The sequence below is a fragment of the Aestuariivirga sp. genome, assembly GCF_965227715.1.
Lineage (GTDB): Bacteria > Pseudomonadota > Alphaproteobacteria > Rhizobiales > Aestuariivirgaceae > Aestuariivirga.
In genome coordinates this window covers 1195671-1219189 of record NZ_OZ245771.1, presented here as the reverse complement: position 1 = coordinate 1219189, position 23519 = coordinate 1195671, and the positions used below count along the sequence as shown (strand labels likewise).

The 23519-nt window shown below is 58.7% G+C and carries 25 protein-coding genes; 14 read left to right on the top strand and 11 right to left on the bottom strand.

The window, feature by feature from the left end; all coding sequences use genetic code 11:
- The first annotated feature begins 104 nt into the window (after window positions 1–104).
- The 9 genes from ACO06F_RS05865 to fabG all read left to right on the top strand — a co-directional run bounded on the left by ACO06F_RS05865 (window position 105) and on the right by fabG (window position 9269).
- A complete protein-coding gene (locus ACO06F_RS05865; protein ID WP_421695753.1) occupies window positions 105–992 on the top strand; it encodes a proline iminopeptidase-family hydrolase in 888 nt (295 codons plus the stop codon).
- A gap of 52 nt (window positions 993–1044) precedes the next feature.
- Complete coding sequence (locus ACO06F_RS05860) at window positions 1045–3315, top strand: propanediol/glycerol family dehydratase large subunit (RefSeq protein WP_421695752.1); 2271 nt, start codon at window positions 1045–1047, stop codon at window positions 3313–3315.
- Complete coding sequence (locus ACO06F_RS05855) at window positions 3312–3731, top strand: diol dehydratase small subunit (protein ID WP_421695751.1); 420 nt, start codon at window positions 3312–3314, stop codon at window positions 3729–3731. The genes ACO06F_RS05860 and ACO06F_RS05855 overlap by 4 nt, the downstream gene beginning before the upstream one ends.
- 9 nt (window positions 3732–3740) lie before the next feature.
- Window positions 3741–4436, top strand: coding sequence for a cysteine hydrolase family protein (locus tag ACO06F_RS05850; RefSeq protein WP_421695750.1), 696 nt, complete (start codon window positions 3741–3743; stop codon window positions 4434–4436).
- Window positions 4437–4541: 105 nt separating this feature from the next.
- Window positions 4542–5705 carry an ABC transporter substrate-binding protein gene (locus ACO06F_RS05845; RefSeq protein ID WP_421695749.1) on the top strand — a complete coding sequence of 388 codons (1164 nt, stop codon included), beginning with the start codon at window positions 4542–4544 and terminating at the stop codon, window positions 5703–5705.
- Between the two features lie 73 nt (window positions 5706–5778).
- Window positions 5779–6846: an ABC transporter ATP-binding protein gene (locus ACO06F_RS05840; protein WP_421695748.1), complete on the top strand. Its 1068-nt coding sequence runs from the start codon at window positions 5779–5781 to the stop codon at window positions 6844–6846.
- A gap of 2 nt (window positions 6847–6848) precedes the next feature.
- Window positions 6849–7685: an ABC transporter permease gene (locus ACO06F_RS05835; protein WP_421695747.1), complete on the top strand. Its 837-nt coding sequence runs from the start codon at window positions 6849–6851 to the stop codon at window positions 7683–7685.
- A gap of 4 nt (window positions 7686–7689) precedes the next feature.
- On the top strand, window positions 7690–8502 hold the full coding sequence (locus tag ACO06F_RS05830; protein ID WP_421695746.1) for an ABC transporter permease: 813 nt from the start codon (window positions 7690–7692) through the stop codon (window positions 8500–8502).
- Complete coding sequence (gene fabG, locus ACO06F_RS05825) at window positions 8499–9269, top strand: 3-oxoacyl-ACP reductase FabG (RefSeq protein ID WP_421695745.1); 771 nt, start codon at window positions 8499–8501, stop codon at window positions 9267–9269. The genes ACO06F_RS05830 and fabG overlap by 4 nt, the downstream gene beginning before the upstream one ends.
- Here fabG and ACO06F_RS05820 read toward each other — a convergent pair.
- Genes ACO06F_RS05820 through ACO06F_RS05785 form a run of 8 tightly spaced genes read right to left on the bottom strand, consistent with a single transcriptional unit; the run spans window position 9266 to window position 15309 of the window.
- Window positions 9266–10321 carry a phosphotransferase enzyme family protein gene (locus ACO06F_RS05820; protein ID WP_421695744.1) on the bottom strand — a complete coding sequence of 352 codons (1056 nt, stop codon included), beginning with the start codon at window positions 10319–10321 and terminating at the stop codon, window positions 9266–9268. The two genes, fabG and ACO06F_RS05820, sit on opposite strands and share 4 nt — an antisense overlap.
- A complete protein-coding gene (locus tag ACO06F_RS05815) occupies window positions 10287–10946 on the bottom strand; it encodes a microcompartment protein (RefSeq protein WP_421695743.1) in 660 nt (219 codons plus the stop codon). Before ACO06F_RS05815 ends, ACO06F_RS05820 begins: the two co-directional genes overlap by 35 nt.
- 6 nt (window positions 10947–10952) lie before the next feature.
- Window positions 10953–11234, bottom strand: a complete 282-nt coding sequence (locus tag ACO06F_RS05810; protein ID WP_421695742.1) for a BMC domain-containing protein — start codon at window positions 11232–11234, stop codon at window positions 10953–10955.
- A 27-nt stretch (window positions 11235–11261) separates the two neighbouring features.
- The gene (locus ACO06F_RS05805) at window positions 11262–11513 is read right to left on the bottom strand and encodes a EutN/CcmL family microcompartment protein (protein WP_421695741.1); all 252 of its coding nucleotides are present in this window, start codon (window positions 11511–11513) and stop codon (window positions 11262–11264) included.
- Window positions 11514–11903, bottom strand: coding sequence for a hypothetical protein (locus ACO06F_RS05800; RefSeq protein WP_421695740.1), 390 nt, complete (start codon window positions 11901–11903; stop codon window positions 11514–11516).
- 1 nt (window position 11904) lies between these two features.
- Window positions 11905–12504: a BMC domain-containing protein gene (locus ACO06F_RS05795; RefSeq protein WP_421695739.1), complete on the bottom strand. Its 600-nt coding sequence runs from the start codon at window positions 12502–12504 to the stop codon at window positions 11905–11907.
- 8 nt (window positions 12505–12512) lie between these two features.
- Window positions 12513–14024, bottom strand: a complete 1512-nt coding sequence (locus ACO06F_RS05790) for an aldehyde dehydrogenase family protein (RefSeq protein ID WP_421695738.1) — start codon at window positions 14022–14024, stop codon at window positions 12513–12515.
- Between the two features lies 1 nt (window position 14025).
- A complete protein-coding gene (locus ACO06F_RS05785; RefSeq protein WP_421695737.1) occupies window positions 14026–15309 on the bottom strand; it encodes an aspartate aminotransferase family protein in 1284 nt (427 codons plus the stop codon).
- A 159-nt stretch (window positions 15310–15468) separates the two neighbouring features.
- Here ACO06F_RS05785 and ACO06F_RS05780 point away from each other — a divergent pair, with 159 nt between their 5' ends.
- Together ACO06F_RS05780 and ACO06F_RS05775 are read left to right on the top strand one after the other, a co-directional pair.
- Complete coding sequence (locus tag ACO06F_RS05780; RefSeq protein WP_421695736.1) at window positions 15469–16242, top strand: DeoR/GlpR family DNA-binding transcription regulator; 774 nt, start codon at window positions 15469–15471, stop codon at window positions 16240–16242.
- A gap of 43 nt (window positions 16243–16285) precedes the next feature.
- Window positions 16286–17014 (top strand): phytochelatin synthase family protein, encoded by a 729-nt coding sequence (locus ACO06F_RS05775; RefSeq protein WP_421695735.1) that lies wholly within the window; start codon window positions 16286–16288, stop codon window positions 17012–17014.
- Here ACO06F_RS05775 and ACO06F_RS05770 read toward each other — a convergent pair.
- Together ACO06F_RS05770 and ACO06F_RS05765 are read right to left on the bottom strand one after the other, a co-directional pair.
- Complete coding sequence (locus tag ACO06F_RS05770) at window positions 17011–18168, bottom strand: zinc-dependent alcohol dehydrogenase (protein ID WP_421695734.1); 1158 nt, start codon at window positions 18166–18168, stop codon at window positions 17011–17013. The two genes, ACO06F_RS05775 and ACO06F_RS05770, sit on opposite strands and share 4 nt — an antisense overlap.
- 91 nt (window positions 18169–18259) lie before the next feature.
- Window positions 18260–19039 carry a TauD/TfdA family dioxygenase gene (locus ACO06F_RS05765; RefSeq protein WP_421695733.1) on the bottom strand — a complete coding sequence of 260 codons (780 nt, stop codon included), beginning with the start codon at window positions 19037–19039 and terminating at the stop codon, window positions 18260–18262.
- A 175-nt stretch (window positions 19040–19214) separates the two neighbouring features.
- Between ACO06F_RS05765 and ACO06F_RS05760 the strand changes: the two genes are divergently transcribed.
- The 3 genes from ACO06F_RS05760 to ACO06F_RS05750 all read left to right on the top strand — a co-directional run bounded on the left by ACO06F_RS05760 (window position 19215) and on the right by ACO06F_RS05750 (window position 22558).
- Window positions 19215–20891 carry a hypothetical protein gene (locus tag ACO06F_RS05760; protein WP_421695732.1) on the top strand — a complete coding sequence of 559 codons (1677 nt, stop codon included), beginning with the start codon at window positions 19215–19217 and terminating at the stop codon, window positions 20889–20891.
- Window positions 20892–21293: 402 nt separating this feature from the next.
- Complete coding sequence (locus tag ACO06F_RS05755) at window positions 21294–21635, top strand: ArsR/SmtB family transcription factor (RefSeq protein ID WP_421695731.1); 342 nt, start codon at window positions 21294–21296, stop codon at window positions 21633–21635.
- Window positions 21632–22558 carry an SRPBCC family protein gene (locus tag ACO06F_RS05750; RefSeq protein ID WP_421695730.1) on the top strand — a complete coding sequence of 309 codons (927 nt, stop codon included), beginning with the start codon at window positions 21632–21634 and terminating at the stop codon, window positions 22556–22558. Before ACO06F_RS05755 ends, ACO06F_RS05750 begins: the two co-directional genes overlap by 4 nt.
- Here ACO06F_RS05750 and ACO06F_RS05745 read toward each other — a convergent pair.
- Entirely contained in the window at window positions 22555–23463 is a 909-nt protein-coding gene (locus ACO06F_RS05745; RefSeq protein ID WP_421695729.1) for a LysR family transcriptional regulator, read from the bottom strand. The genes ACO06F_RS05750 and ACO06F_RS05745 overlap by 4 nt on opposite strands.
- Between the last annotated feature and the right edge of the window lie 56 nt (window positions 23464–23519).

Sequence of the window (23519 nt, the reverse complement as noted above, 5' to 3'; positions counted from 1 at the left end):
CGGCGGAAGACTACAGGTACGCCATTCAAACCGTCAAGTCCGGTGCCTGTTGCAGCCGTAAAAGCTTGTGCTAGCCTCCTAAAATTGCAGAAAGGGAAGCAGTCATGTGGCGGGAGATCGAACCTGACGAAACGATAGAGGTCACCATTGATGGCGGGCACAAGATCGTAACCTATGGCTTTGGCTCCGATGATGATGTGTTATTCTTGGTGAACGGCGGGCCAGGCCTTGCATGTGATTACCTGCGTGAGGCGCATTCCTGCTTCGTCGACCAAGGCTTCCGTGTCGTCGCCTTTGACCAGCTGGACTGCGGTGCATCCGATCGCCCGAATGACCCGTCCAATTGGACTCTCTCGCGCCATGTTCAGGAAACGGAGCAGGTCCGCTGTAAACTGGGCTTGGGAAAAGTCCACTTGCTCGGTCATTCCTGGGGTGGCTGGCAAGCCATCGAATATGCGCTGACCTTCCCGCAGAACCTTTCTTCTCTCATCCTCTCGAGCACCGTGGCGGACATGCCACAGCTCCGTGCGGAGCTTGACAGGCTGAAGGCGGCGTTAGGCCCGGAAACCGTTGCAATGATGCAGCGGCACGAAGCGCAAGGCAGCTTCTCTCATCCGGAATATGTCGGCGCCATCACGGTGCTGAACTACCGCCATGTGTGCCGCCTGCAGGAAGCGCCAGCTCCCGTCCAGCGTTCCCTCGGTTCGTGGAACATGGCGCCCTACTCGGCCGTGCAGGGTCCCAATGAATTCACATACATCGGCAACATACGACACTGGTCAAGGCTTGCCGATCTGGACAAGATCGATGTGCCGGTGCTGATCACCGTTGGACAGCATGATGAGCAGACGCCGGCCTGTGCACTTGAAATGAAGCTCAGGCTGAAGAATGCCGATCTTGCCGTCTTCCCCAACAGCAGCCACTTGCCGTTCTATGAGGATCCCGAACTCTATTATCCCGTGCTGCAGAGCTTTCTTGAACGGCATCGATAGGCATTGACGGCGGCTGAACTCCCCATCATCCTTCAACGCAAAGGAGAGGATTATGAGTTCGGGCGTCAACCGCTGGAAACGCTACGCTGATTGGGACGATCGTCCGCTGCGGCTGGATCGTTTCGCAGCGGAAGATCCCGCAAATGGGTTCTCCGCCTTTTCAAGCCCGGCAGATCCCACGCCCGGAATTGGAATCGAGAACGGCCGCGTGATCTCGCTGGACGGCGTTCTGGAGCGCGATTTTGACATGATCGACCGTTTCATCGCACGCCACCATATTGACGTGATCATTGCGCCCGAGGCCATGGCAATGGATGCGCGCACAGTGGCCCGCATGTTGGTGGACATGAATGTACCGCGTGAAGAACTGGTGCGGCTGGCACACGGCATGACGCCGGCAAAGCTCGCGGAATGCGTTTCTCAGCTCAATGCACTTGAGATCGCATTCGCCTACTCAAAGATGCGTGCACGCAAGACACCGGGTAACCAGGCCCACGTCACCAACGCCAAGGACGATCCGCTGCAACTCGCAGCTGACGCGGCAACTGCGGTTGCCTTCGGCTTTGACGAGGTCGAAACCACCATGCGTGTGTCGCGCAATGCCTGGTCCAACGCACTGGCCTGCGCGGTCGGTGCCTCCGTGGGGCGCTGGGGCACGCTGTTTCAGTGCGCCAGTGAAGAGGCCGAGGAATTGATGATTGGCATGGCGGGCTTCACCTCCTATGCCGAAACAGTTTCGGTATACGGCACGGAGAAGACCTTTATCGACGGGGACGATACGCCTTGGTCAAAGGCCTTCCTTGCTGCTGCCTATGCTTCGCGTGGTATCAAGATGCGCTGCACGAGCGGCGCCGGCTCCGAATTGCTGATGGGTTACCACGAAGCGAAATCGCTGCTCTACCTTGAAGCGCGCTGCCTCTGCCTGCAGCGTGGAATGGGCGTGCAAGGCACTCAGAACGGCGGCATCGATGGAGCTCCCCTCACCGCGACTGTGCCGGGTGGCTTCCGCGAGCTGATGGCGGAGAACCTCATCGCTGTCTGGCTCGATCTCGAATGCGCCAGCGGCAATGATGCGCGTGCAACGGAATCCGAAATCCGTGTTGGCGCCAAGATCATGCCTTATTTGGTCGCGGGTTCTGATCTCATCTGCTCCGGCTTCGGCTCCATTCTCAAATATGACAACTCCTTCAACCCGTCGCTGTTCAACGGTGAGGAACTTGAGGACTATCTGGTGCTTCAGCGGGACTTCGAGGCGGATGGCGGGTTGACGCCACTGCCGGAAGAGCGCGCGCTGGACATCCGCCGCCGTGCGATTGATGCCTTGTCCGCTGTTTTCGAGGAACTGGGCCTGGCGGAGCCCAGTGAAGCGATGAAGCAATCCGTGACCGTCGCATCGGGTTCGGACGACACGCAGAGCTTCACGCCCCGTGATGCCGCTTTGATCAGCGATGCAATCAAGGCACGCGGCATCACCGTAATCGAGGTGATCAAGGCGTTGGCCCGCCGCGGATTTGGCGAAGAGGCGGAAAATCTGCTGAACGTCGTCAAGCTGCGGCTTTCGGGGGATTACCTTCAAACCTCGGCCATGATCCGCAATGGCCGGATTGTCAGTGCCGTTAACGACGCGAATGACTATCTGGGGCCAGGCTCAGGCTATCGTGTTTCACCCGAAAGAAGGCTTGAACTCAATGGCATTAGGGACGTGCTGGACCAGAAGGAGGTCCTCCGGTCGGAGGCAATGCACGAGCGCGAAGAAAGCACGCGCGTCAGCTATCGTTCCATCGGTCCCGCACAGGTTTTCGGAGATGCGCGGGACGTTGTCATTGGTATCAGCCCCGCTTTCGGTCTGAAACTGTTCCAGACCACGGCCGGCCACCGCCTGTCGGATGTGTTGCGCGCCATCACCGAGGCAATTCGCGCCGGCGGCATGCAACCTCGTGTCGTGCGGTTTCGGCATACAGCGGATACGTCCTTTCTGGGCCTTTCTGCGGCTAGACTTGCAGGCTCGGGTATCGGCATCGGCATTCAGGCCAAGGGCACGGCCGTCATCCACCAGCGAGACAGGCTGCCGCACAACAACCTCGAACTCTTCTCCAATGCACCAATCACTCAGCTCGCCCATTACCGGGGCCTTGGCGCCAACGCTGCTGCCTATGCGCGGAGCGAGATGCCTGAACCCGTCGTCGTGCCGCAACGCGGAGAAGCCATGGGCGCCCGGCACCATGCCCGCGTAGCCATGATTTACGCAATCGAGACCGCGCTCACGGAAGAAGGCGCGGCACCGGAACTCGTTGACATTCGTTTCACCGGAGCCAAATCATGAGCCTGACACGCGCTGATTATCCGCTGGCGGAGACGCAGCCCCACGCCGTCAAAGGCCCGCGTGGCAAACGCCTTGCGGACGTGACGCTGGACTCCGTGCTGGCGGGCGATGTGACAATGGAAGACCTGCGCATTACACCGGCGGCACTTCGCGCTCAGGGCGAAATCGCGCGGGATGCAGGTCGCCCGACCCTTGCGGAGAATTTCGAACGCGCCGCTGAACTGGTGAATGTGCCCCAAGACGTGGTCATGCGGATATACGAGATGCTCCGCCCCGGCCGTGCCGAAACCAGGCAGCAGCTGCTCGATGCCGCGGTTCTGCTCCGAGACACGCATGGCGCTCAACGCATGGCCGATTTCGTCGAGGAAGCCGCTCAGGCTTACGAAGCGCGCGGCCTCTTCACCTTCCGTTTCTGAGACGATCGGATGAATTGGAAAACTTCATATCGCTCACTCTATTATCGAGGGGCGCCTGAGCCTGCTGATCCCGTGTTGAAGCCTCAGGAGACGGCGCTTCTCGTGATCGATGTCCAAAACACCTATCTGGAGCGACCTGATCGCGCTACGCTGCCGCCGGATGAACAGGCCCATTTTGATCTGTGGACGCCCTTTCATGAGCGAATGGCAAAGTCGGTCATCCCCAGCACCGCGAAAATGTTGCACTTCGCGCGCGGGAATGGAATTGAATGCCTATTTGCGCGTATCGCGTGCCACACCCGTGATGGTCGGGATCGTTCGCTGTCGCAGAAGCTTCCCGGCTGGAACAATTTGCTGCTGCCGAAAAACGAGCAGCCTTCGCAGCTGGTGACCGCATTGCGGCCAGTCAACGATGAAATCGTGGTCACCAAGACGACGGATTCGGCACTTACGGGCACAAACTTGAGGCTAATCCTCCACAATCTGGGTATCCGCAACGTGATTTGCTGCGGGATATTCACGGATCAGTGCATATCCTCGACGGTCCGTAGCCTGGCGGATGAAAGCTATGGCGTCATCGTGCTGGAAGACTGCTGTGCCGCTGCCACGGATGATTTGCACAGCCGCGAGTTGGAGATCATCAACTTGATCTACTGTCACGTCATGACCAGCGAGGAACTTAAGCGCATAATGAGCAGGGCCTGATTGCTTCATGTGTTGAAACACTCTTTACTCGGAAGAAGTTTTGGTGCTCAATCCCTGTGGAACTTCCAACAGGAAGACACAAGATAACAAACCAGGGAGTGAAACATGGCCATTCGCAGCAGCATCTCGCGACGAAATTTCATGCAGCAGTCCGCAATCTGGGCTGCCGCCTTTGCCGGGGCGGGTCGCCTCGCCGCCGGCAGTGCCGAAGCGGCGCGCGACAAGGAGCTGAACATCCTGTGCTGGGAGGGCTATAACTCAGCCCAGGTGCTTGATCCGTTCCGCAATGCCAAAGGCGCCACGGTGAAGGCTGAGTCTCTCACCAATGACCCCACCATGATCAACCGCCTGCGGGCCGGCGAAACCAATGTGTGGGATCTGATCAACGTTAATAACCCCTGGGCGCGCAAGGTGATGTTCCCGGAGAAGCTCATCACCCCACTGGACCGCGCCCGTTTCGAGCCCTATTTCGACAAGATGATGCCGGCTTTCAAGCCCCCTTACAAATGGGCCATGGATGATTCAGGCCAGAACCTCCTGGGCATGGCGCAACGCTTTGGGCCCTACAGCTTCGTGGTCAACACCGATAAGGTTAGCCGCAAGACGGCCGAAGACCAGGGCTGGGACCTTTGGAACGACGCTGCCAACGCCGGCAAATACGGCATCCTTGAATCCGATGATTGGAACGTCTTCAACATCTGTCTGATCGCCGGGTTCAATCCGTTTACGGAGCATACACCGGAACAGGTTGCGAAGTTCAAGGAAACCGCCGAGCGGGTGTTCAAGGGCGCCAAGGTGGTGGGTGACATCGCGACGATGAACCAGGCACTGATTTCGGGCGAAATCGACTTCCACATGACGGGCGGTACCTATTCCGCCTCTCCTGCACGCGCTGACGGCAACCCGAACATCCGCGGCATCACACCGAATTCAGGTCCGATTGACGGCAAGGGCGGTGTGGCCTGGATCGAGATCACCTCAACGGTCAACAATCCGGAACTGTCCCCGCTCGCCACCGAATTCCTTGAATATGTGCAGGCGCCGGACGTGGCCCACACCGTGGCCTTTGCCGAGGGCACGTTCAATCCTGTGGCCCAGATGGGCAATCCGGACTGCTTCAAGCTCTTCACCAAGGAAGAGCTGGACGCCATCCAGTGGGATAGCCTCGGCGAGGAAATGTCGCGCTCCGTCGAATATGACATTGTCCCGGATTACGACAAGCTGCTGGATATCATGACAGCAGCCAAGCGCGAAGCCTCCGGCGGCTGAGCCTCAAAATTGCTAGCCCCTGCGGCCTCTGCTGCAGGGGCTCCCCTGACTGAAAGAGTGTTCGAAAAAAGTGATGCACGGCGCTAATCCGATCCTGTCGCTGAAGGCAGTCCGCAAGATGTTCGGGACCCATGCCGCAGTGGATTCCGTTGATCTCGATATCGCAGAAGGTGAATTCTTCACGATTGTCGGGCCCTCGGGCTCCGGCAAGACCACCATGCTCCGCATGCTGGCCGGTATGGATACGCCGACAAGCGGGGATATCGAGCTGAAGGGAGAGCGCATCAATGATGTTCCTGCCAACAAGCGCCCCACCTGCATGGTCTTCCAATCCCTGGCGTTGTTTCCGCATCGGACTGTGGGTCAAAATGTCGAGTTCCCACTGAAGATCAGGGGAGAAGATCCGAAGCTCCGCAAGCAGCGTGCCTTGCAGCTGATGGATCTCCTCCGGCTGCCGCAGAGCTATTACAGCAAGAATGTCCTCAAATGTTCCGGTGGTGAGCGACAGCGCGTGGCACTGGCCCGTGCACTTGCCTATGACCCGCAGATCCTGTTCTTCGACGAACCGCTTTCCGCCATCGACTACAAGCTGCGGAAGACGCTCGAAAAGGAGCTGAAGGACATCCACCGCGAAACCAAGAAGACCTTCGTCTACATCACCCACTCGCTGGAGGAGGCGATGGTGATGAGTGACCGCATCGGGGTCATGCGCGCGGGCAAGCTCGTGCAAGTGGGAACGCCGCAAGAAATCTACTCCACCCCCAACACGCGCTTCGTTTCGGAGTTCGTGGGAGACGTGAACGTCATCCCGGTCAATCTGGGCAGTGACGGATTGCTGCATGCCTCGGCACTGGGCGAGAAACTAAAAGCTCCGCGCCTTCCGTCGGGCTTCAGCAAGGGGTACCTGGTGATTCGCCCAGAATTCCTGACGTTTCTTTCGGAAAGGCCCGAGAATGGCAATGCGCTGGGCGGCAGGCTTTACAATGAGTATGTGCTGGGATCCCGCATCCAGTATCAGGTGCGCGTAGGTGACAGCGTCTTCGTCGTGGAGAAGCTGCGCCAGCAGCCCTTTACCGGCCACCTTGATGATGATGTCTTCATCGGCTGGGAAACGAATGATGCAATCCTGGTAACGGATTGATCATGTCACCCGGTGCCCGTTCATCCCTTCCAGTGATCCTCTTTCTGATCGTCGGCTTTGCGGCCCCTCTGCTTGCCGTCATCTGGTTCAGCTTCATGCCGCCCCGTACCTTCACCTTCGGCGGCGAACCCACGCTGGAGAATTACCGGACGATTTTCGAGAGCACGAGCTACATCTCCTTTCTATGGTCGCTTGGCTTGGCCGTCGTCACCGTTCTGTTGCTTGCGTTGATCTGTTATCCCGTCGCCTATGGGTTGGTCCGCGTGTTTGGCAAATGGTCAACTCTGATCACGCTTCTCTTTACCATTCCGCTTTTCGTATCAGAGAATATCCGGCTCTACGGCTGGATGCTGTTCTTCATCAAGAATGGTGTACTGCTGGGCACACTAAAAGGTTGGTTCGGCCTGCAGCTCGAGAGCTTCCTGTTCACGCTGCCTGCCATCATCTTCGGAATGGTCTATGTCTATCTGCCCTTCATGCTCTTTCCGATGACTCTGGGGATATCGATGGTTCCGAACGAGACGCGTGATGCGGCTTTCGATCTGGGGGCCTCGCGCTGGCAGGTGTTCAAGGAAGTGGAACTGCCACTCTCGATGCCCGGAATCGTGATCGGCTTTCTCTTGACCTTCGTGCTGGCCATTGGCGCAATCGCAGAGGCAAAGGTCATGGGCGGACAGCGCGTTATACCGATCACGCATGATATCGAGATTGCTTTCACCTATTCGCAGAACTGGCCACTTGGCGCCGCACTCGCCGTGCTGCTGATGCTTGTTGTCGGAACCCTCGTCGTGCTGGCTCTCAGAAAGTTTGACCTCGATACATTCCTGGGGCGGAGATAGGCCAATGGAAACCAGGAGCCAGCGTTTCCGCCACGCGCTTATCATTGCCTGGACGATTGCCGTCATCGTCTTCGTCTATTTGCCAACTGTCTGCATCACCCTTGCGTCGCTCACCGCCAGCCGCTACTTCCAGTTCCCCATCGCGAAGTGGGGCATCGAGTGGTGGCAGAAGACGTTCAGCTCGATCGAAATCCGGCAGCTGCTGTCGACCTCGATCAGCATTGCACTCTGTGTCACCGTCGTTGCAGTCGTCTTGGCCTTTTTCGGCGCGCTTGCCTTCGCGCGCTATGACTGGAAAGGGCGCTCTCTTTACCAGAAGCTCATCCTGCTGCCGATTTTCTTCCCACAATCAGTGCTCGGACTGGCCCTTCTGCTGTGGTTCAACACGTTAGGGCTGCCACTTTCATGGAAGACAGCGATCTTCGCCCATCTCGTCTGGATCGTTCCGGTCGTAACATTGGTCATCGCGATCCAAGTGTACAGTTTCGATCCGGCGTTGGAAGAGGCGGCCTATGACTTGGGCGCCTCGCGCTGGCAGGTGCTGCGGGAGGTGACGCTGCCTGTCCTCTTCCCTGGCCTGTTCTCCGGTGCGCTGTTTGCGTTCTTACTGTCCTGGGGAAATTTCCCGCTTTCGCTTTTCACCACAGGCGCTGACACAACTGTACCTGAGTTCCTCTATGCGAAGATGGTTGCGGGCTATACGCCAGGGGTTCCGGTGCTGGGCACAGTGTCGACGGTCGGTGCAACCATTTTATTGATCGGCGGCTATGCCCTGATCCTCGCCATGCGCAGAAAAGACCGGGAGGACATAACATGACACACTCTCTTCAGGACCGTTCGGTAGTTGTCACCGGCGGCTCAAAAGGGATCGGAAAGGGCATTGCGCGGGTCTTTGCCGCGGCGGGTGCGAAAGTTGTTATCGTGGCCCGCCATGCTGACCAGGCCGCCGCTGCAGCCGCCGAGATCGGACACGGCGCTTTCGGACTGGCGGGGGATGTCACGTCGCTTGCCAGTATGGAATCGGCGATGAAGGACGCCTCTGCGCGCAATGGCGGGCTCGATGTGCTCTGCGCCAACGCCGGTATTTTCCCAGCTGCCAAGTTGGAGGACATGACCAGCGATGATTGGGACATGGTCATGGATACGAACCTCAAGGGCACCTTCCATGCGGTGAAGGCGGCGGTGCCCTACCTTAAGAATTCAGACCAGGGCCGTATCGTACTCACCTCGTCGATCACCGGCCCGGTTACGGGGTATCCGGGCTGGACGCATTATGGGGCTTCGAAGGCCGGACAGCTGGGCTTCATGCGCACCGCCTGCATCGAACTTGCGAAATATGGCATTACGGTCAACGCCGTCATGCCCGGAAACATCGTCACGGAAGGTCTGGCGGGCATGGGCGAGGACTATCAGCGCTCCATGGCTGCATCTATCCCGCTGAAGAAGCTTGGCACGGTGGAAGATATCGGCCACGCCGCTCTTTACTTTGCATCGAAGGAAGCGAATTACGTTACGGGACAGACAATTGTCGTCGACGGCGGGCAAATCGTTCCGGAGAGCCTCGAGGCATTGAACAGCGCTTAAGAGAAGCGGCGGAGATAATCCTCGCAAAGGGGTAGACTGCCATCCGTATAGCCCGCACCCAATGTTTTTGGAAACTCCGCCTCAATGTGAGATGCGATCCAGGCAACGAGCAAAATCCGGCGTAGCATGATGAAGGTCGGGATTTCTGCCTCATCCTCCACCGAGATCGCCAGCTGCTTACGATAGCCCTTTTTCCAGCTCTCGATCAGTTCCGGCACTTGTACTTCGTGTTCGTAGAAGGAGACGGGCGTAGCCGCATCATACATGTACCAGCCGAAGCCACAGTCGTCGAAGTCGATGACCTTCACGGCTTTGGCGTCGATCAGGAGATTGGCAAGCCGCAGGTCGCAGTGGATCAGGCCGAAGCGCTCCGGTCCCTTGCCATATGCCTTGAGGCGTCTCCCGATGAGATCCACGGTACGTTGGAACAACTGTACTTTCTCGCGGTCCATACCCACGCCGTCCCGCCAGCGGCCCCAATGTGGTTTATCGTCGCCAAGGGACGTATCGAAATCCCAGGTGAGCCTTGTGAACCAGGGAGGCCGTTTCCACTGCCGCGCGTGAATGTGCATCCGTGCAGTAATCTCGCCCAGCACCTCAAAGGGCTCAGACAGATCTTCCCCGATGCCAGGCTCCGTGCCCGATTCCCAATCAAACAACACCACATTTCGCGGGCGCGCCAATCGCTCATGTGCAATGTCCTGGATGGTTTCGCCATCCTTGCCCTTGATCGGCCGTGGGGTCGTGACGACGCCCGTCTTCCGCAGGTCGATTTCCCACGCAAGCTCGGACGCAATCGCCTGCCGTGAATGATAGCCATCACGATGCACCCGCAAAGCCCAGCAGCGGCCGTCCGGCGCCTCAACTTTGTAGGTCGCATTCTCCGAAAGGTTTAGCAGCGCTGCATGGCTGCCAGCGGGCAGCGCATACTGCTCAAGCGCCTTGTTCGCAAGTTCCAGCAGGATTGCGAGCTGGGCTTCATGCGAGAGCAGATCGAATTCCGTCATGGGCACCTCGTCAGGCTGCGCGTCCCCGAATACCTGCCAGAACATGCTCGATCTCTGCAAGTCCCCGTTGCACATCGGCCGTCCTGCCAGACATGTAAAGCCGTCCCGCCGCACCGATCATCTGCACATCGACGAGGGTCAGGGCAGGGGACACCTTCTCCGCCGCGTTGGCAGCAATCGCTGAATAGAGTGCGGGCACCATTTCGCACACCAGCAAGGTTTCGCCGGGCATCACCATGGACGCCTGGCGGTTACGGTTGATGATCACCGCATGCTGGTCGGCGACATTTTCAATGACGTCCGTATAGAGAATGCGCGGTGCCAGCTGGTCTCCTTCAGCGAGGCCCAGGCCATTCAGCACGGCGCGGCCGGCAGCCAAAAGCCTGTCCTTGTCGCTGCCGTGGATTTCGAGAATGCCGAATTGCCGCTCGACAAAGAGAATGCCGGGCTCGAGGTCAGGGTCGGCCTTCAGCGCCAGATCCATGACCCGCTCGATCATCAGTCCGGGTGCAACTTCAATGATGAGCGCATGCTGACCCGCATAGGGCGGGTAGCCCCGGGCCCGAGTCGGTGTTCCCATATAGGCGGCGAATTGCGGCTCCAGTGTCTCTATCGTGAGAAACACCCGAAGTTCGCCCTTCGCCGCCGCACGTGCGGGAGGGATCGTCATGCGTTCTTACTTCGGCGTGGCGCTGGCGAAATGCTTGGACACATCAGCATGGGGCCGCGGGATCACATGAACCGACACGAGTGTCCCGATCTGGCCGGCCACTTCCGCACCGGCCTCAGTTGCTGCTTTCACTGCACCCACGTCACCGTTGATGATGACGGCGACCAGGCCGTCCCCCACTTGTTCGCGGCCGACGATTGTCACATTGGCAGCCTTGACCATGGCGTCCGCTGCCGCCATAGCAGCGACATAACCCTTGGTCTCGATCATTCCGATGGCATTGCTCATGGTATCCTCCGTTGAGCGATTGAATGTCTACTTAGTCGCCGCTTCATCGATCGAGCCGATGATCAGCGCGTCGATAGGCGGGGATTTTCCAGGAAACCAGCTCGCCGCGACGGATCCAGTCGCGATGATCACCTTCTCGCCCTCGCCGCAGCCGAGGGGATCGAAGGCAAGCAGCCGCGTGTTGGTCTCGTCGATGACGACTTCGAGCATGGAGCCAGCCGGCACTTCCGGAAGCTTCTTGGTGGACCAGATGCGGCCCGTCACGGTTGCCTTGAGCATCTAGCGTCTCCTTTCAAGGGTGAGGCCCAGCTTGCGCGCCTTGTCGCGCGCGAGCGGCGTGAGAACGGCGTCAACCGCCAAGATGAGGCGGCCTTTACCCTTCAGCTGTTCAACCTTCTGTTCAGTGATGACACCCGTCAATGCCACGGCTGCAGAGCCAGAAGGAGGCACGCTAAGCGTGAATCGAAGCTTACCGGCGCGGATCCTTTCGGCCGTTGCGGGTTCGATCACGCGGGCAACGAACGCAGCAAGCTCTTGGTCATTGGAGATGCACACGGACTCCACGCCGGGAGTGCCGGAATTCTGCTGCCCGCGCTGCGCCATGACCTCACGCAAGACATCGCGGACGATGTGGCGGAGCTCGCTGCTGACTTCAGGCTTCAGTGTCATTTCAAAGCTCCAGTGCCTGCTCGGCGGCAGATTGGGCAGCACGCACTTCTGACTCGGTACCGGAGAGATAGAGCCGCCCGGTTGCGCCGATCATCCGGTAGTCGACGATCTTTATCGTCGCAGCCTTCTCCGCGGCATTGGCAGCGAGGATTGCGTAGGCGGCAGGCTCTGTTTCCAGAACGAACAGCGTTTCGCCCGCGAGCACCATGGAACCGCCCTTGTTGCGGTTGATGAGAAAGGCGTGACCGGGATCGATGCGCGTCACGATCTTGGAGGCCAGAATCCTGGGTTTCATCGCCTTCTCTGCCCCAATGCCAATTGCGACGATAACAGCCTCGGCGGAGGCCTTCACCGCAGCAACATCACGTGAGTGGATTTCGAGGTAACCGAACTGCCGCTCCACCACCAATATACCAGCTTGCACGTCTGCCGCCTTCAATGCCACGTCGGTCAGCGCCTCGATGTCGAGCCCGGGCGCGACTTCGATGATCTGCGCTGCCATGTTGGTGCGTGGCAGAGAACCACGCACCCAGCTGCCGAGAGAGCACATGGTCTGCGGTTGCAGTTGGTCGATGAAAATGTATGAGCGGAGCGTTGCCATTTGCTTTGTCAGGCCGCCAGAACGGACTTGAGCTCCTCGAGGATGATGCGGCGAAGTTCTTTGCGAAGCTCACTGTCCGCTGAATTATCAATCGCCAGCGCCACCGCAGGTGCATCCCGTTTGGGCAGCTTCAGAGGGTCCATCCCGGAGAAGTTGCCGAAGCCTTCAGATGCATCCTTGTTGTAGGCGATGCGTGCAAAATGCAGCAAGTGATGCGGCGTTAGATTTTCGCCTATCGATGAGCCCCCCGCAAAGCCAGTGCCGATCGTCATGGAAGGCCCAAGATTTGTTTCATAACCCGAAGCGCCAAGCGAGCAGCCGGTATTGACCACAACGCGCAGCGCTGGAACGGCCGCAGCGAATGCCAATATGTTCGCTTCGTTGTGGGAATGAATGGCGGCCGAATGGCCACGCCCGGAAGTCCGCATCATGGAGCGGGCAGATGAGATCGCCTGGTCGATGGTCTGCACCTTGGCAAAGGCGAGCACTGGACAGAGCTTCTCCCGCACAAGCTTCTCTTCGGGCTGGACGAGGCTCACGGGTGTTACCAGTATCTTGGCGCCTGCCGCGCTGAAGCCGGCGTCGCGCGCGATCATACTTGCGTCCTTGCCAATCATACTCGTGTTGAAGCCATCATCGGTGAACAAGAGTTTGCGGAGCTTCTCCGTCTCCTCCGGCGTACAGACATGAGCCTTCTCGGCCTTCAGTGCGTCGAGCATACGGTCAGCAATGGCGGCGAAAGCAAGCACAGTTGATTCATTGGTGCAGAGGATCGAGTTGTCGAAGCTCTTGGAAGCGACAATCCGCCTTGCCGTGAGCTTCAGGTCTGCGGTGTCATCGACCACCACCGGCGCATTTCCGGGGCCCACCCCAAAGGCGGGGTTTCCGGATCGGTATGCGGCCTTAACCACGGAAGGTCCGCCCGTGGCAATGATGAGGTCCACCCGCTCATCTGCCATCAGCTTTTCCAGCAGCGGAATATTGGGTTCTTCGATCACCTGGATCGCGCCATCGGGTGCGCCTGCGGCCCTTGCCGCCTCCGCCAGAACGCGCGCAGCATCACTGCAGCAAGCTTTTGCCTGGGGGTGGGGAGAGAGAATGATGGCATTGCGCGTCATCAGCGCCAGCAAGGTCTTGAAGAAGAGTGTGGCTACGGGATTGGTCACCGGCACCAGCGCAAAGATCACGCCCGCGGGCCTGGGCAACTCAACGATTTTACGCTCCGCATTAACTCGCGGACTAATGAAATCCTCATTGCCATAAAGGGCGACGAGCCCCGTGCTGCAGGCTTCGTTCTTGAGGCGCTTGTGCTCGATAACGCCCATGCCCGTCTCGCGCACCGCCCATTCGGCATAGGCCTGTGCCTTGGCGTGGGCAGCATTGGCCACTGCATCGACAATGCGCCGTGTTGTGGCGCGGTCCAGCTTCTGCATCTTGGCAGCGGCCCAGCGCGCACGGTCCAGAATCAATTTGGCGCGTTCGAACTGGACGTCGGGAACCTTGATCAGTGGCTCGCTCATGTCAGGCCGCCTTCTTCGCCTGGTGCAGCAGCTCGCGCGCGCGCGGCATGGCAGCATCGAAACGGTCCATGATGTCCTCGCAGGTTTCGCGGGTCAGTAACACGCCCGGCTTCCATTGAAGCACGCGCTTGTCGAGGGAGGAGAAGATCGCCCAGACACCATGCTCATAGAGGGCACGGGAGACGAACACCGCTCCTTCGGGATGGTTGGAGAATTCGAGCCCCAGGATCACACCCTTCTGGCGAACACCCGTAAAGACATCTCCGTGGCGTGACATCATCTCAGACATGCCCTCTGCCATGAATTCCGTCACCGTCTGCACATTGGCAATGACCTCCGGCCGGAGCAGCATTTCGATCACCTTGTGGCCCACGATGCAGCCGAGCTCGGCTCCTCCCGATGTTGAGATATGCGCCGCGCCATCCTCGTTCAGCCAGCCGCCGGCCTTCTCATTCACTAGTGCAGCCGAGATCGGGTAGAGCCCACCCGAAAGACCCTTCGCCGTCACCATGATGTCTGGCTGAATGCCATAGGCCTGCCAGCCCCACATGCTCCCGGTGCGCATCAGCCCAGTCTGCACTTCGTCCGCAATGTACATCGCGCCATATTTTTCGCACAGCGCCTTGCAAGCAGGAAGATAGCCTTCCTTTGGCAGCGGAAATCCATAGGTCGCGGGGATTGTCTCCATGATGAGTGCGGCAATGTCATTGCCCTTCAACGCCTGTTCCATCGCGCCGATGTCGTTGAACGGCACCTGAATGAAGGTCTCTGGCTGGTCCGCAAGAAAGATCTTGGTGAAGCGCTCGTCCCCGGTTGCCACCGCAAGGCCCGAGTGGCCGTGGTAGCCCTTGATGATGGATACGATCTTGCGGCGTTGGGTGGCATAGCGCGCACTCTTGATGGCAATATCCACCGCCTCTGCCCCGCCGGGCGCGAACACAGCATATTTCATTCCGGGGGAGACATTGATCAGGGACTCGGCCAACGCTGCCCGCGCCACCGAAGGGAACCAGTGGTTGCCAATGTCGAAGTAATCGAGTGCTCCCTTGAGAGTCTCGACCAGCTCCGGGTGGCGGTGCCCGAAATTGTAAGTGCCGCCATTGAGATGAAGGTCGATCAGCCGCCGGCCGGACATGTCGTAGAGGAAATAGCCCTCGCGCCGGTCGATGACCAGGTCGATCCCCGCCTTTTGCCAGAACTTGGTCTTGTCCGGATTCCAGAAGCGAATGGCCTTATCAAACAAGTCCTGCTTCGATTCAAAACTGAACAGGCCGTAATCGTACATGCTTGCTCCCTCGATCATAAAATGACCGACTTAAAATATAATTAGACGCAAGCACAACACAGACTGCCCGTCAAGCGACTTTTTCACTGCAATGTGAACTTCTAATTGTTGGATGATGGGCAGTATTGCGCTCGGCTGCCGCCGTGGCACAATGCGTCCATGGACACCGGGACAAAGCTTACAAAGTCAGACAGGCAATCGCGGATCATCGCAGAACTCCGCACGACGCCTACCTTGCGGGTGAACGAACTCGCGGCGCTCCTCAGTGTCTCAACCGAAACGGTGCGGCGCGATTTGGCGGAGCTCGATGAGCGGGGCCTCATCAACCGCACCTATGGCGGCGCCATGCGCCCGGTAAGTTTCGAACCCGCACTGGCGGAACGTGAGAAGCTGATGGTGGCGGAACGTGAGCGGATCGCTTCCGCTGCTGTCAGTCTCGTGGAGCCCAACGACATTTTGATGATTGGCGGGGGAGCCACCACAACAATTTTTGCGCGCAGGCTCGCAGCCGAGCGTGATCATCTTACTGTCATTACGCACGCTTTCTCGATTGCTGTTGCGCTTGCAAGCAATCCCCTCCACCGGGTGCTGGTGCTGCCGGGTCAATATGACAGTCGCGAGGGTCTAATCCATGGGCCGGATACGATTGAAGCCTTGCAACGCTACCGCGCCAGCAAGGCTTTCCTTGGTGCCAGTGGCCTTACTGCTGAGGGCCCCAGCGAAGCTGGCGTCGGTACAGGATTGATATACAGTGCGATGATGAAGCGCTCGGCCGAAACGGTGATTCTGGCAGACCATACCAAATTTGGCCGCCCCTCACTTTCGGTCTTTGGTCCCTGGTCGGCCCAGGTGCTTCTCGTCTCTGATGGAGTGCCGGACGGGGATCTCCAATCTGCGATGCAGCATAACGGTGCCCGCAGCCTCATTGCGTGATGTAGCGCATTGCCGCAAGGTCACTAGGCCATGGAGGTTCGAGATGATTGCAAGACTATTGCGAATGTCGGCACTGCTGCTGGCGCTCGCGCCGGTGGCGGTCAACGCCGATACATTGCCGCTTCCGGAAAATCTCGTCAGCGCAAGCTCGGCGGAAGGTGAGGCGCTGCTGGTTGGCGCGGATGCGCGCGAAGCCTATTTTACGCTGGTCAGCAATTTCCTCACCCAGAAAACGCAGTCCTACTGTGGGGTCGCCAGCATGGTGATGGTGTTCAATTCCATGCAGTTGCCGGCCCCCGAGGTTCCGGAATATGCGCCCTTCAAAACCTTTACGCAGGACAATGTTCTCGATGCCCGCACGGAGGCGATACTCCCGCGGGAGACGATCCTGCAGCAGGGCATAACGTTGGACCAGATAGGCGGCCTTCTTAGCGTCCAGCCGGTGGACGTCGCCGTCCGCCACGCATCTGACAGCACACTCGATGCTTTTCGCAGCGAAGCCGAAGCTTATCTTGCCAAACCCCGCCACTTCGTGCTGGTCAACTATCTGCGCAAGACCATTGGCCAGCAGACGGGCGGCCATTTCTCTCCGCTTGCGGCCTATGACCGTGAAACCGACAGGTTCATGATCCTGGACGTTGCTCGCTACAAATATCCGCCCGTTTGGGTAAAGGCCGCTGAACTTTTCGCGGCAATGAACACCAAGGACTCCGACAATGCTGACCGCTCGCGTGGATATGTGCTAGTCGCGCCCAAGTCTTCTCCGAACTAGGGGGTGATCACCACCTTCATGCAACTGTCGAGTTTCTGCACTTCGTCCATGGCTGCTGCGGCGTCTCCCACCTTGAAGCGGTGTGTGATAAAATCACTCAAGGGATAAATGTCCTTGAACTTCTCCAGAAGCTTCATGCTTGCAGGGTAGCCGCGGGAAGGATGGTTGCACATCCCCACAATGCGTACTTGCCTCGCAGCGATGTGATGGGGATTGAGCGTGATCGGTCCCACATCAGCAAAGACGCCCGCAACAATATACATTCCGCCTCGCCTGACCATCTGTACGCCCTGCATCACGGCTTCAGGGTACCCGGTGCATTCGAGAGCTATGTCAACCCCGCGCCCGTCCGTCAGGTCCCGCACGCGCGCAATGATGTCCGCTTCAGTGAGTCCGGTTATATTGATGGTGAAGTCCGCGCCGAACCTCTTTGCCATGGCAAGTCGGAAGTCAGACCGGTCGAGGGCGATGATGTCGCCCGCGCCCATAATCCGAGCCTTGAAGACATGCAGGAGGCCCATTGGCCCCACGCCCTGCACGGCAATGGGCGCACCGGAGCTGAAGCCCTCGCCATCCATTGCCGAAAACTCCTTCGCCTTGTCGAGATTGAAGGTGACGGCCATCAACTCGGTCATGACCGCAAGCTCCGCATCAAGGCTGTCCGGCACTTTGAAGACAAACGCATCCGGGCGGACATAGATATATTCGGCCCACCCTCCCATCAGGTGCGGCGCTTCGTCCGCCGTGAAGTGATTGCCATAGCCGCGTATGTTCTCGCACAGAGGAAAACCGAAACTGTTGCGGCAATACCAGCAACGCCCGCAGAGAATGTCGGGGCACATCACCACGCGGTCGCCAACTTTCAGGACCTGTCCGGTGAATTCGAGATTGAGGCTCGCTTGGCGTCCGATATCGGCCACGGTTCCGACTATTTCGTGCCCGGGTATGATGGGAAAGGGTGTCGTGGTCTCGGCTGCCGTTCCGCCATATTGCGTCGTTTCACCCCGCCATGTGTGCTTGTCCGTGCCGCAGATCCCACACATCTCAATCTTCATAACCATGCCGCCGGCGCCAGCGTCGGGGTAGGGATAGCTGCGGGTTTCCATGCGGCCGGGTCCCGTCATCACGGCAGCTTTCACGCTATTGGGGGTCATCACCTGCCTCATAAACCGGTTTCATCGCGCGACGTTAGTCTCGCCATGTGGGGCGGTCCAGAGCCTCAATTCCCACTGATGGATTGGTAATCTAAAGTTTAAATCCAAGAGGTAGTCGCTTTCCCCCCGGCTCGCCGTCGAGCCACAGGCCATGCAGCACCCGGCCCGCATCGGGGGGGAAATCAGTTCGCCCATGCAAAACGGCGGTGTTATCGAATGCGAGTAATTCATTGGGTTGAAGCTTGAACTCAATGAAGTTAGCGGGATCGGAGAGAAGTGCCACGATGCGTTGGTAGCCGCGCACCGCCTTTGCGTGGACATCGATCTCCACATCACTGCCGAACCGGAACGTCATGGCGATGCGGCCGTCTTCAACCTCCTTGAACACGGGCTTGGAGGATTTCCTGTCATCCCGCGTGATCGTGAAGCTGTCTGCTAACCAAAGACCAGCCAGATCTTCAGGGGCCTCGCGCCGAAGGTGGTCGTAGATGTCACGCGCCCGGCTGATGCGCGAATGCCCGCCTGAGGGTGCCGGCTGCTCGCAGGACATCAGCATGACTTGGGGCGGGCTTTCTTCGAAGGAACCATCGGTGTGGAGAAGCAGGTCGGCGTTCGTCGTGTTTGCATATCGTGGATAGCCGGCGATGTTCCTGATCGGATGAACACCCACCTCGTCGGAGAGCCGGTGGCGGATGGGACTGCCGAAGTGCCGCCCCAACCTGGAGAGTGCCAGGGAATGGTTGACCGCTGCGCCGCCCGTCTGGCGGATGAGCAGGCAGCCTTCTTGCGTCACGCCTTGGATGATCTCAGCGGCAGCCATTGCCGGAATATCTTCAAGGTTGTAAACATTCACCGTCTTTATCCGCAACATATGCAACCATTCCAACGCAATGCGCATCCTTCGCGATATTTACAGCCGGTCGTAAAGTTTGCAATCGTTTCACACACTCAAGGAAATGCACTGTTGAAACCGCCTCTCCAAGAAGGCATGCATGTCCGAAATCAAATCCGCTTGACTGCTCGAGCGCCACTTATCTGGAAGTGACATGACTGATTATGAAGAGATTGTTTCCGCTATCCGTGGCGGCAATCCTGCCCTTGCCCTTATCAAGATTGAGCCGCTCCTCGCTTCGGCGCCGGAGAATGCGGAACTCCTCGCCCTCAAGGGCCTTGCGCTGGCGGTGACCGGTCGCCCAGCAGAGGCGATCGAATGCGTGAGACGGGCCATCGGAAGCGCTTCAACTCCAGCGCAAAAGCTGAAATATGCCGGAAACCTTGCAAGGCTGCTGGCACAAGCGGGCCGCTGGCGGGAACTGGCGGCACTTGCTGGGCCGGGTCTCCCATCGCCTAGCTTGGTCGATGACGTGAATTTTGACGCGGCTTCCTTTGAAAACCTGAGCCTCGCGCTCCTCGGGGCCGGCGAACATGATTATGTCGCCTCCTTTCTCTCACCGGTTCTTGATCGCCCGGGTGCCAGTTGGGAACTTGAGCACATCTGGCTCCGGGCCGCGGACAGGGCTACTTTCTTCGCAGACATCCTGTCTCGTGCGGGATCGCCTTCCTACCGTTGGAGCAACAAGCCTGAAGCCATCGCCTTTGCCTGTGCGGCCGCAATTCACCTGAAAAGAAGGGAAGAAGCAGAACGTCTGTTCGAGCGCTATCTGGAATCCGCACCCGCTTATGTGTCGCGCCGTGAGGATACACAGATCATCTCGATAGCGATGATTTCACCGGACCCCTCGCTGCAGACGCTCACGGAACCGGCCGTGCAGCAGCATTTTTCTGCCAATTTCCCGAGTCAGCTCAAAGCGCTGCGGCCGGATCGCTATCGCTTTCTCTCGGTCTTTGTGGGAAGCCCGCCCCGTTCGCTGGCGGGGGAAATCGGTCCAAATGAAGTGGCGCTCACCCTTAACAATTGCGTGAACGGCGAGAATTTGAAGCGGGGTGACCTGCGCAGAGTGGAAGGGCACGAGATGGCGCTAGGCTTTCCCGTGGTGAACGCGGCTGCAAATGCGGTTCGCTGCACAAGGCAGGAGACGGCGGATCTACTGCGCGGCATAGACAATCTGGTCGTTCCCAAAATCATGCATTTCAAACTCGATCATGCGCTGTTTCCCGCCGTGCGAGCCCATATCAATGATCTGTTTGTCTATCCTGTCATCCTGCGGACAGTCGGTGAACAGGAAGCGACCCACCTTCATCTCGCAACCAACAATGCAGAACTAGGCGCCGCCCTCTCCGAACTGCTGGCGCGTGGGGAGAAAGATATATACGTCATCGACTATATCAAGCTGACACACCGCAAGAACATGCACCGGAGAATGCGTGCGGCATTTGTTGGCGGTGTACCGACGCTGATGCGGGCCGATTACGATTCGTACTGGATCGTGAAGGGCCGCAAGACCGAGAGTATCCAGGCGACCTACAAACAGGACAGGGCGCTTCTTGAACATGCCGATGCTATTCTCCGGCATCCGGAACAACTGGGCGACGGTGTGTGGACAGCCCTGGCAGAAATCGGCAAACGCATTCCACTTGATGTCTTTGGATTGGATTTCGATGTGGATGAGCAAGGCCGTATTGTATTCTTCGAGTCAAACGCAACCATGAATCTTCTTTCCAATGCGCCGCCGGAGATTGATTATCCGGCTGAGGCGCAGCAGGCCTTTCTCGACCGCCTGGATAGCCTGTTGCTAAAGCGCGCAGGCGTTACCTTTCAGTAATCCGCGCGACGGCTTGCGCACTTCACTTCCTGATCATAGCCGTCTTCGTGCGCCTCCGGTTGAGCCACAAGCGTAACAAGACCTCGCAGACCATTAGCGCGAACAACGCAAAGGCCACCATAGCTAGGAGAGGGCGCGCAATATTCCGCGAGAGTTGTTCGCTTGCGAAGAATGCGGTCGACACAAAGTTCACACCCCACGGACTGGCCAGCAAACCTCCTGCCAGCAGGAAGCTTAGCCAGGGCCACCTGCTTATGGTGCTCTTCATCCCGCTGCGCCATCCGCTGTGAACATGCAGTAAGGTTACGGAACGGTACAGCCACAAACAACTCCGGAACAAAACTTAGCCACTTGACGAAGTATTTGCTTGCACCTATCGCGAATTCTGCAATACTTAGCGACATGGCTAAGCATGACACCGGTCTCTCGCACATCTTTCACGCACTCGCCGATCCCACCCGCCGCGCGATACTGACCCGGTTGGCGGAAACGCCCGCGCGGATTACAGATCTGGCCGGCCCCACAGGGCTGCGCCTCCCCACGGTAATGCGGCACCTCTCGGTACTGGAGGGTGCAGGTCTGATAACTTCAACCAAGGACGGGCGGATCCGCACCTGCGCCATCGTGCCCGAAGCTTTGGATCCGGTCCGGGTCTGGGTCGAACAACAGCGCGCCATCTGGGAAAACCGGCTCGACCGGCTGGATAGGCTTGTGATGAATGTGATGAAGGAGCGGAAGATATGACAAGTGATCGCCCCGCAAGCCATCAGGAGCATGCGCCCCCTGATAATTCGGAGGACCGCTTCTTCACGCTTACCTTTGAGCGGAACATGGCGGCCCCGCTGTCTGTTCTATGGGAAGTATGGACGGCTCCTGCTGCGCGGGCCGTCTGGGCAGCGCCATCACCTTCAGTCGTCGTAAATTTTCTGGAGGCGGATACGAAGGTTGGTGGCCGCGAGGTCTCTCTGTGCAAGGTTGAGGGCCAGCCGGACATCTGCTGCGAATGCGGCTGGCTGGCACTTCAGCCGGCACAGTACGCCGTGAACTACGAGGTGGTCTCATCTGAAGGGGTTTCGAAATCCGCCGCCTTGGTAACGGCAGAATTCTCAGGCACTGGGCAGCACAGCCGCCTTGTCGTAACTGTCCAGCTCTCCGCACTGGCAGAGAACATGGAAGCAGGTTACCGCGCAGGCTTCGGTGCGGGACTGGATAATCTCTCCGCCACTGCGGAGCGGACAATGCTGCTCCAGCGGGTCATCATGGCGCCGCGGTCTGTGGTGTGGGCGGCCTGGCTGAACCCTGAGACCCTGCCGCAATGGTGGGGGCCGGACGGCTTCTCCTGCCAAACCAAACGGATCGATTTGCGGTCCGGCGGCGAATGGGTGTTCGACATGATCGCGCCCGACGGCACCGTCTTCCCCAACCATCATACCTATCATGAGGTCCGGCCCGAGGAGAGGATCGGCTACACTCTACACTGGGGCGAAAACGGCCCAAAACATGCGGATGCCTGGGCCTCCTTCGAAGATCACGGCGGTGCAACAATGGTGACGCTGGGCATGATCTTCGATACTGCGGCCGCCTTCCAGGGGGCGAAGGGTTTCGGGGCCGTGGAATTGGGACAGCAGACGCTTGGCAAGCTTGAACGCTTCGTCTTGGCTCGTTAGTGCCCGGCGCCGCCGAACGACAGGCTCATGAATTCGTGAAAGGTGCGGGAGGCAGGGCTCTGAACCCGGGAATGGTTCCAGGCGAGCCCCACGTCCATGGTCGGAATATCCGCCACAACATTGCGCAGTTCGATGCGTTGGCCTTCGAGCGACCATGGGCGGTAGACCATGTCCGACAGCACAGTCACCCCCATGCCATCCGCCACGAGTGACCGCACGGCCTCAACGGAGGATGTTGTGAAAATTGTGCTGGGTCGAAGCCCGGCCGACTTCCAGTAGCGCGCAGCCGTCTGGTTGGCTTCGTCAACGGTCAGCATCACATAGGGTTCGCTGGCAACATCCTCGAGCGTGATGGCTTCAGCCGCGAGCAGACGGTGCTCGACGGGAAGCCACAGGCGACGCCTTGAACGGATCAGGGTCTCGTAGGCCAGCCGCTTCCTGTCTTGCAGGTTTGAGACGAGCATTACAGCCAGGTCGAGTGAGCCGTCCTTCAGGCCGCTTTCGATGGAATTGCGCGGTAATTCATAAAGCTCGGCCTGAATACGCGGGTAGCTCCGTGCAAAGCGTGCAAAGTGCCGGGGCAGGAAATAGCCAGCAACCGTATAGGATACGCCGATCCGTACTGCCCCGCTAATGGCGGTATCCTCGGTCAGTGGCGCGTGCTGCGCAGCGGTGACGGCGGCCATGATATTGCGGGCATGGTTGAGGAAGCGCGCGCCCTCAGCTGTAAGCGTCACTCCCGCCGGCAGACGCCGGAACAGCGCAACCCCCACATCTGCTTCGAGCTGCTTGATGGCGGCAGTCACGGCGGATTGCGAGACATTCAGCTCGATCGCCGCCTGGCTCACCTGGCCGGCATCTGCCGTTGCTATGAAATAGCGCACTTGTTTCAGGGAAAGGGTCATATCTGTTTTTTGGATATCGCAACGCAGTTTTTCTGATTTTACAATAATTCAGTTGT

Coding starts and splice junctions, on each gene's coding strand:
- ACO06F_RS05845 (WP_421695749.1), top strand. CDS start 4,542: ATGGCCATTCGCAGCAGCATCTCGCGACGAAATTTCATGCAGCAGTCC.
- ACO06F_RS05795 (WP_421695739.1), bottom strand. CDS start 12,504: ATGGCAACGCTCCGCTCATACATTTTCATCGACCAACTGCAACCGCAG.
- ACO06F_RS05815 (WP_421695743.1), bottom strand. CDS start 10,946: ATGACGATCCCTCCCGCACGTGCGGCGGCGAAGGGCGAACTTCGGGTG.
- ACO06F_RS05805 (WP_421695741.1), bottom strand. CDS start 11,513: ATGCTCAAGGCAACCGTGACGGGCCGCATCTGGTCCACCAAGAAGCTT.
- ACO06F_RS05830 (WP_421695746.1), top strand. CDS start 7,690: ATGGAAACCAGGAGCCAGCGTTTCCGCCACGCGCTTATCATTGCCTGG.
- ACO06F_RS05750 (WP_421695730.1), top strand. CDS start 21,632: ATGACAAGTGATCGCCCCGCAAGCCATCAGGAGCATGCGCCCCCTGAT.
- ACO06F_RS05840 (WP_421695748.1), top strand. CDS start 5,779: ATGCACGGCGCTAATCCGATCCTGTCGCTGAAGGCAGTCCGCAAGATG.
- ACO06F_RS05810 (WP_421695742.1), bottom strand. CDS start 11,234: ATGAGCAATGCCATCGGAATGATCGAGACCAAGGGTTATGTCGCTGCT.
- ACO06F_RS05755 (WP_421695731.1), top strand. CDS start 21,294: ATGGCTAAGCATGACACCGGTCTCTCGCACATCTTTCACGCACTCGCC.
- ACO06F_RS05760 (WP_421695732.1), top strand. CDS start 19,215: ATGACTGATTATGAAGAGATTGTTTCCGCTATCCGTGGCGGCAATCCT.
- ACO06F_RS05855 (WP_421695751.1), top strand. CDS start 3,312: ATGAGCCTGACACGCGCTGATTATCCGCTGGCGGAGACGCAGCCCCAC.
- ACO06F_RS05865 (WP_421695753.1), top strand. CDS start 105: ATGTGGCGGGAGATCGAACCTGACGAAACGATAGAGGTCACCATTGAT.
- ACO06F_RS05835 (WP_421695747.1), top strand. CDS start 6,849: ATGTCACCCGGTGCCCGTTCATCCCTTCCAGTGATCCTCTTTCTGATC.
- ACO06F_RS05860 (WP_421695752.1), top strand. CDS start 1,045: ATGAGTTCGGGCGTCAACCGCTGGAAACGCTACGCTGATTGGGACGAT.
- ACO06F_RS05775 (WP_421695735.1), top strand. CDS start 16,286: ATGATTGCAAGACTATTGCGAATGTCGGCACTGCTGCTGGCGCTCGCG.
- ACO06F_RS05765 (WP_421695733.1), bottom strand. CDS start 19,039: ATGTTGCGGATAAAGACGGTGAATGTTTACAACCTTGAAGATATTCCG.
- ACO06F_RS05785 (WP_421695737.1), bottom strand. CDS start 15,309: ATGTACGATTACGGCCTGTTCAGTTTTGAATCGAAGCAGGACTTGTTT.
- ACO06F_RS05770 (WP_421695734.1), bottom strand. CDS start 18,168: ATGACCCCCAATAGCGTGAAAGCTGCCGTGATGACGGGACCCGGCCGC.
- ACO06F_RS05820 (WP_421695744.1), bottom strand. CDS start 10,321: ATGTTCTGGCAGGTATTCGGGGACGCGCAGCCTGACGAGGTGCCCATG.
- ACO06F_RS05850 (WP_421695750.1), top strand. CDS start 3,741: ATGAATTGGAAAACTTCATATCGCTCACTCTATTATCGAGGGGCGCCT.
- ACO06F_RS05780 (WP_421695736.1), top strand. CDS start 15,469: ATGGACACCGGGACAAAGCTTACAAAGTCAGACAGGCAATCGCGGATC.
- ACO06F_RS05790 (WP_421695738.1), bottom strand. CDS start 14,024: ATGAGCGAGCCACTGATCAAGGTTCCCGACGTCCAGTTCGAACGCGCC.
- ACO06F_RS05745 (WP_421695729.1), bottom strand. CDS start 23,463: ATGACCCTTTCCCTGAAACAAGTGCGCTATTTCATAGCAACGGCAGAT.
- fabG (WP_421695745.1), top strand. CDS start 8,499: ATGACACACTCTCTTCAGGACCGTTCGGTAGTTGTCACCGGCGGCTCA.
- ACO06F_RS05800 (WP_421695740.1), bottom strand. CDS start 11,903: ATGACACTGAAGCCTGAAGTCAGCAGCGAGCTCCGCCACATCGTCCGC.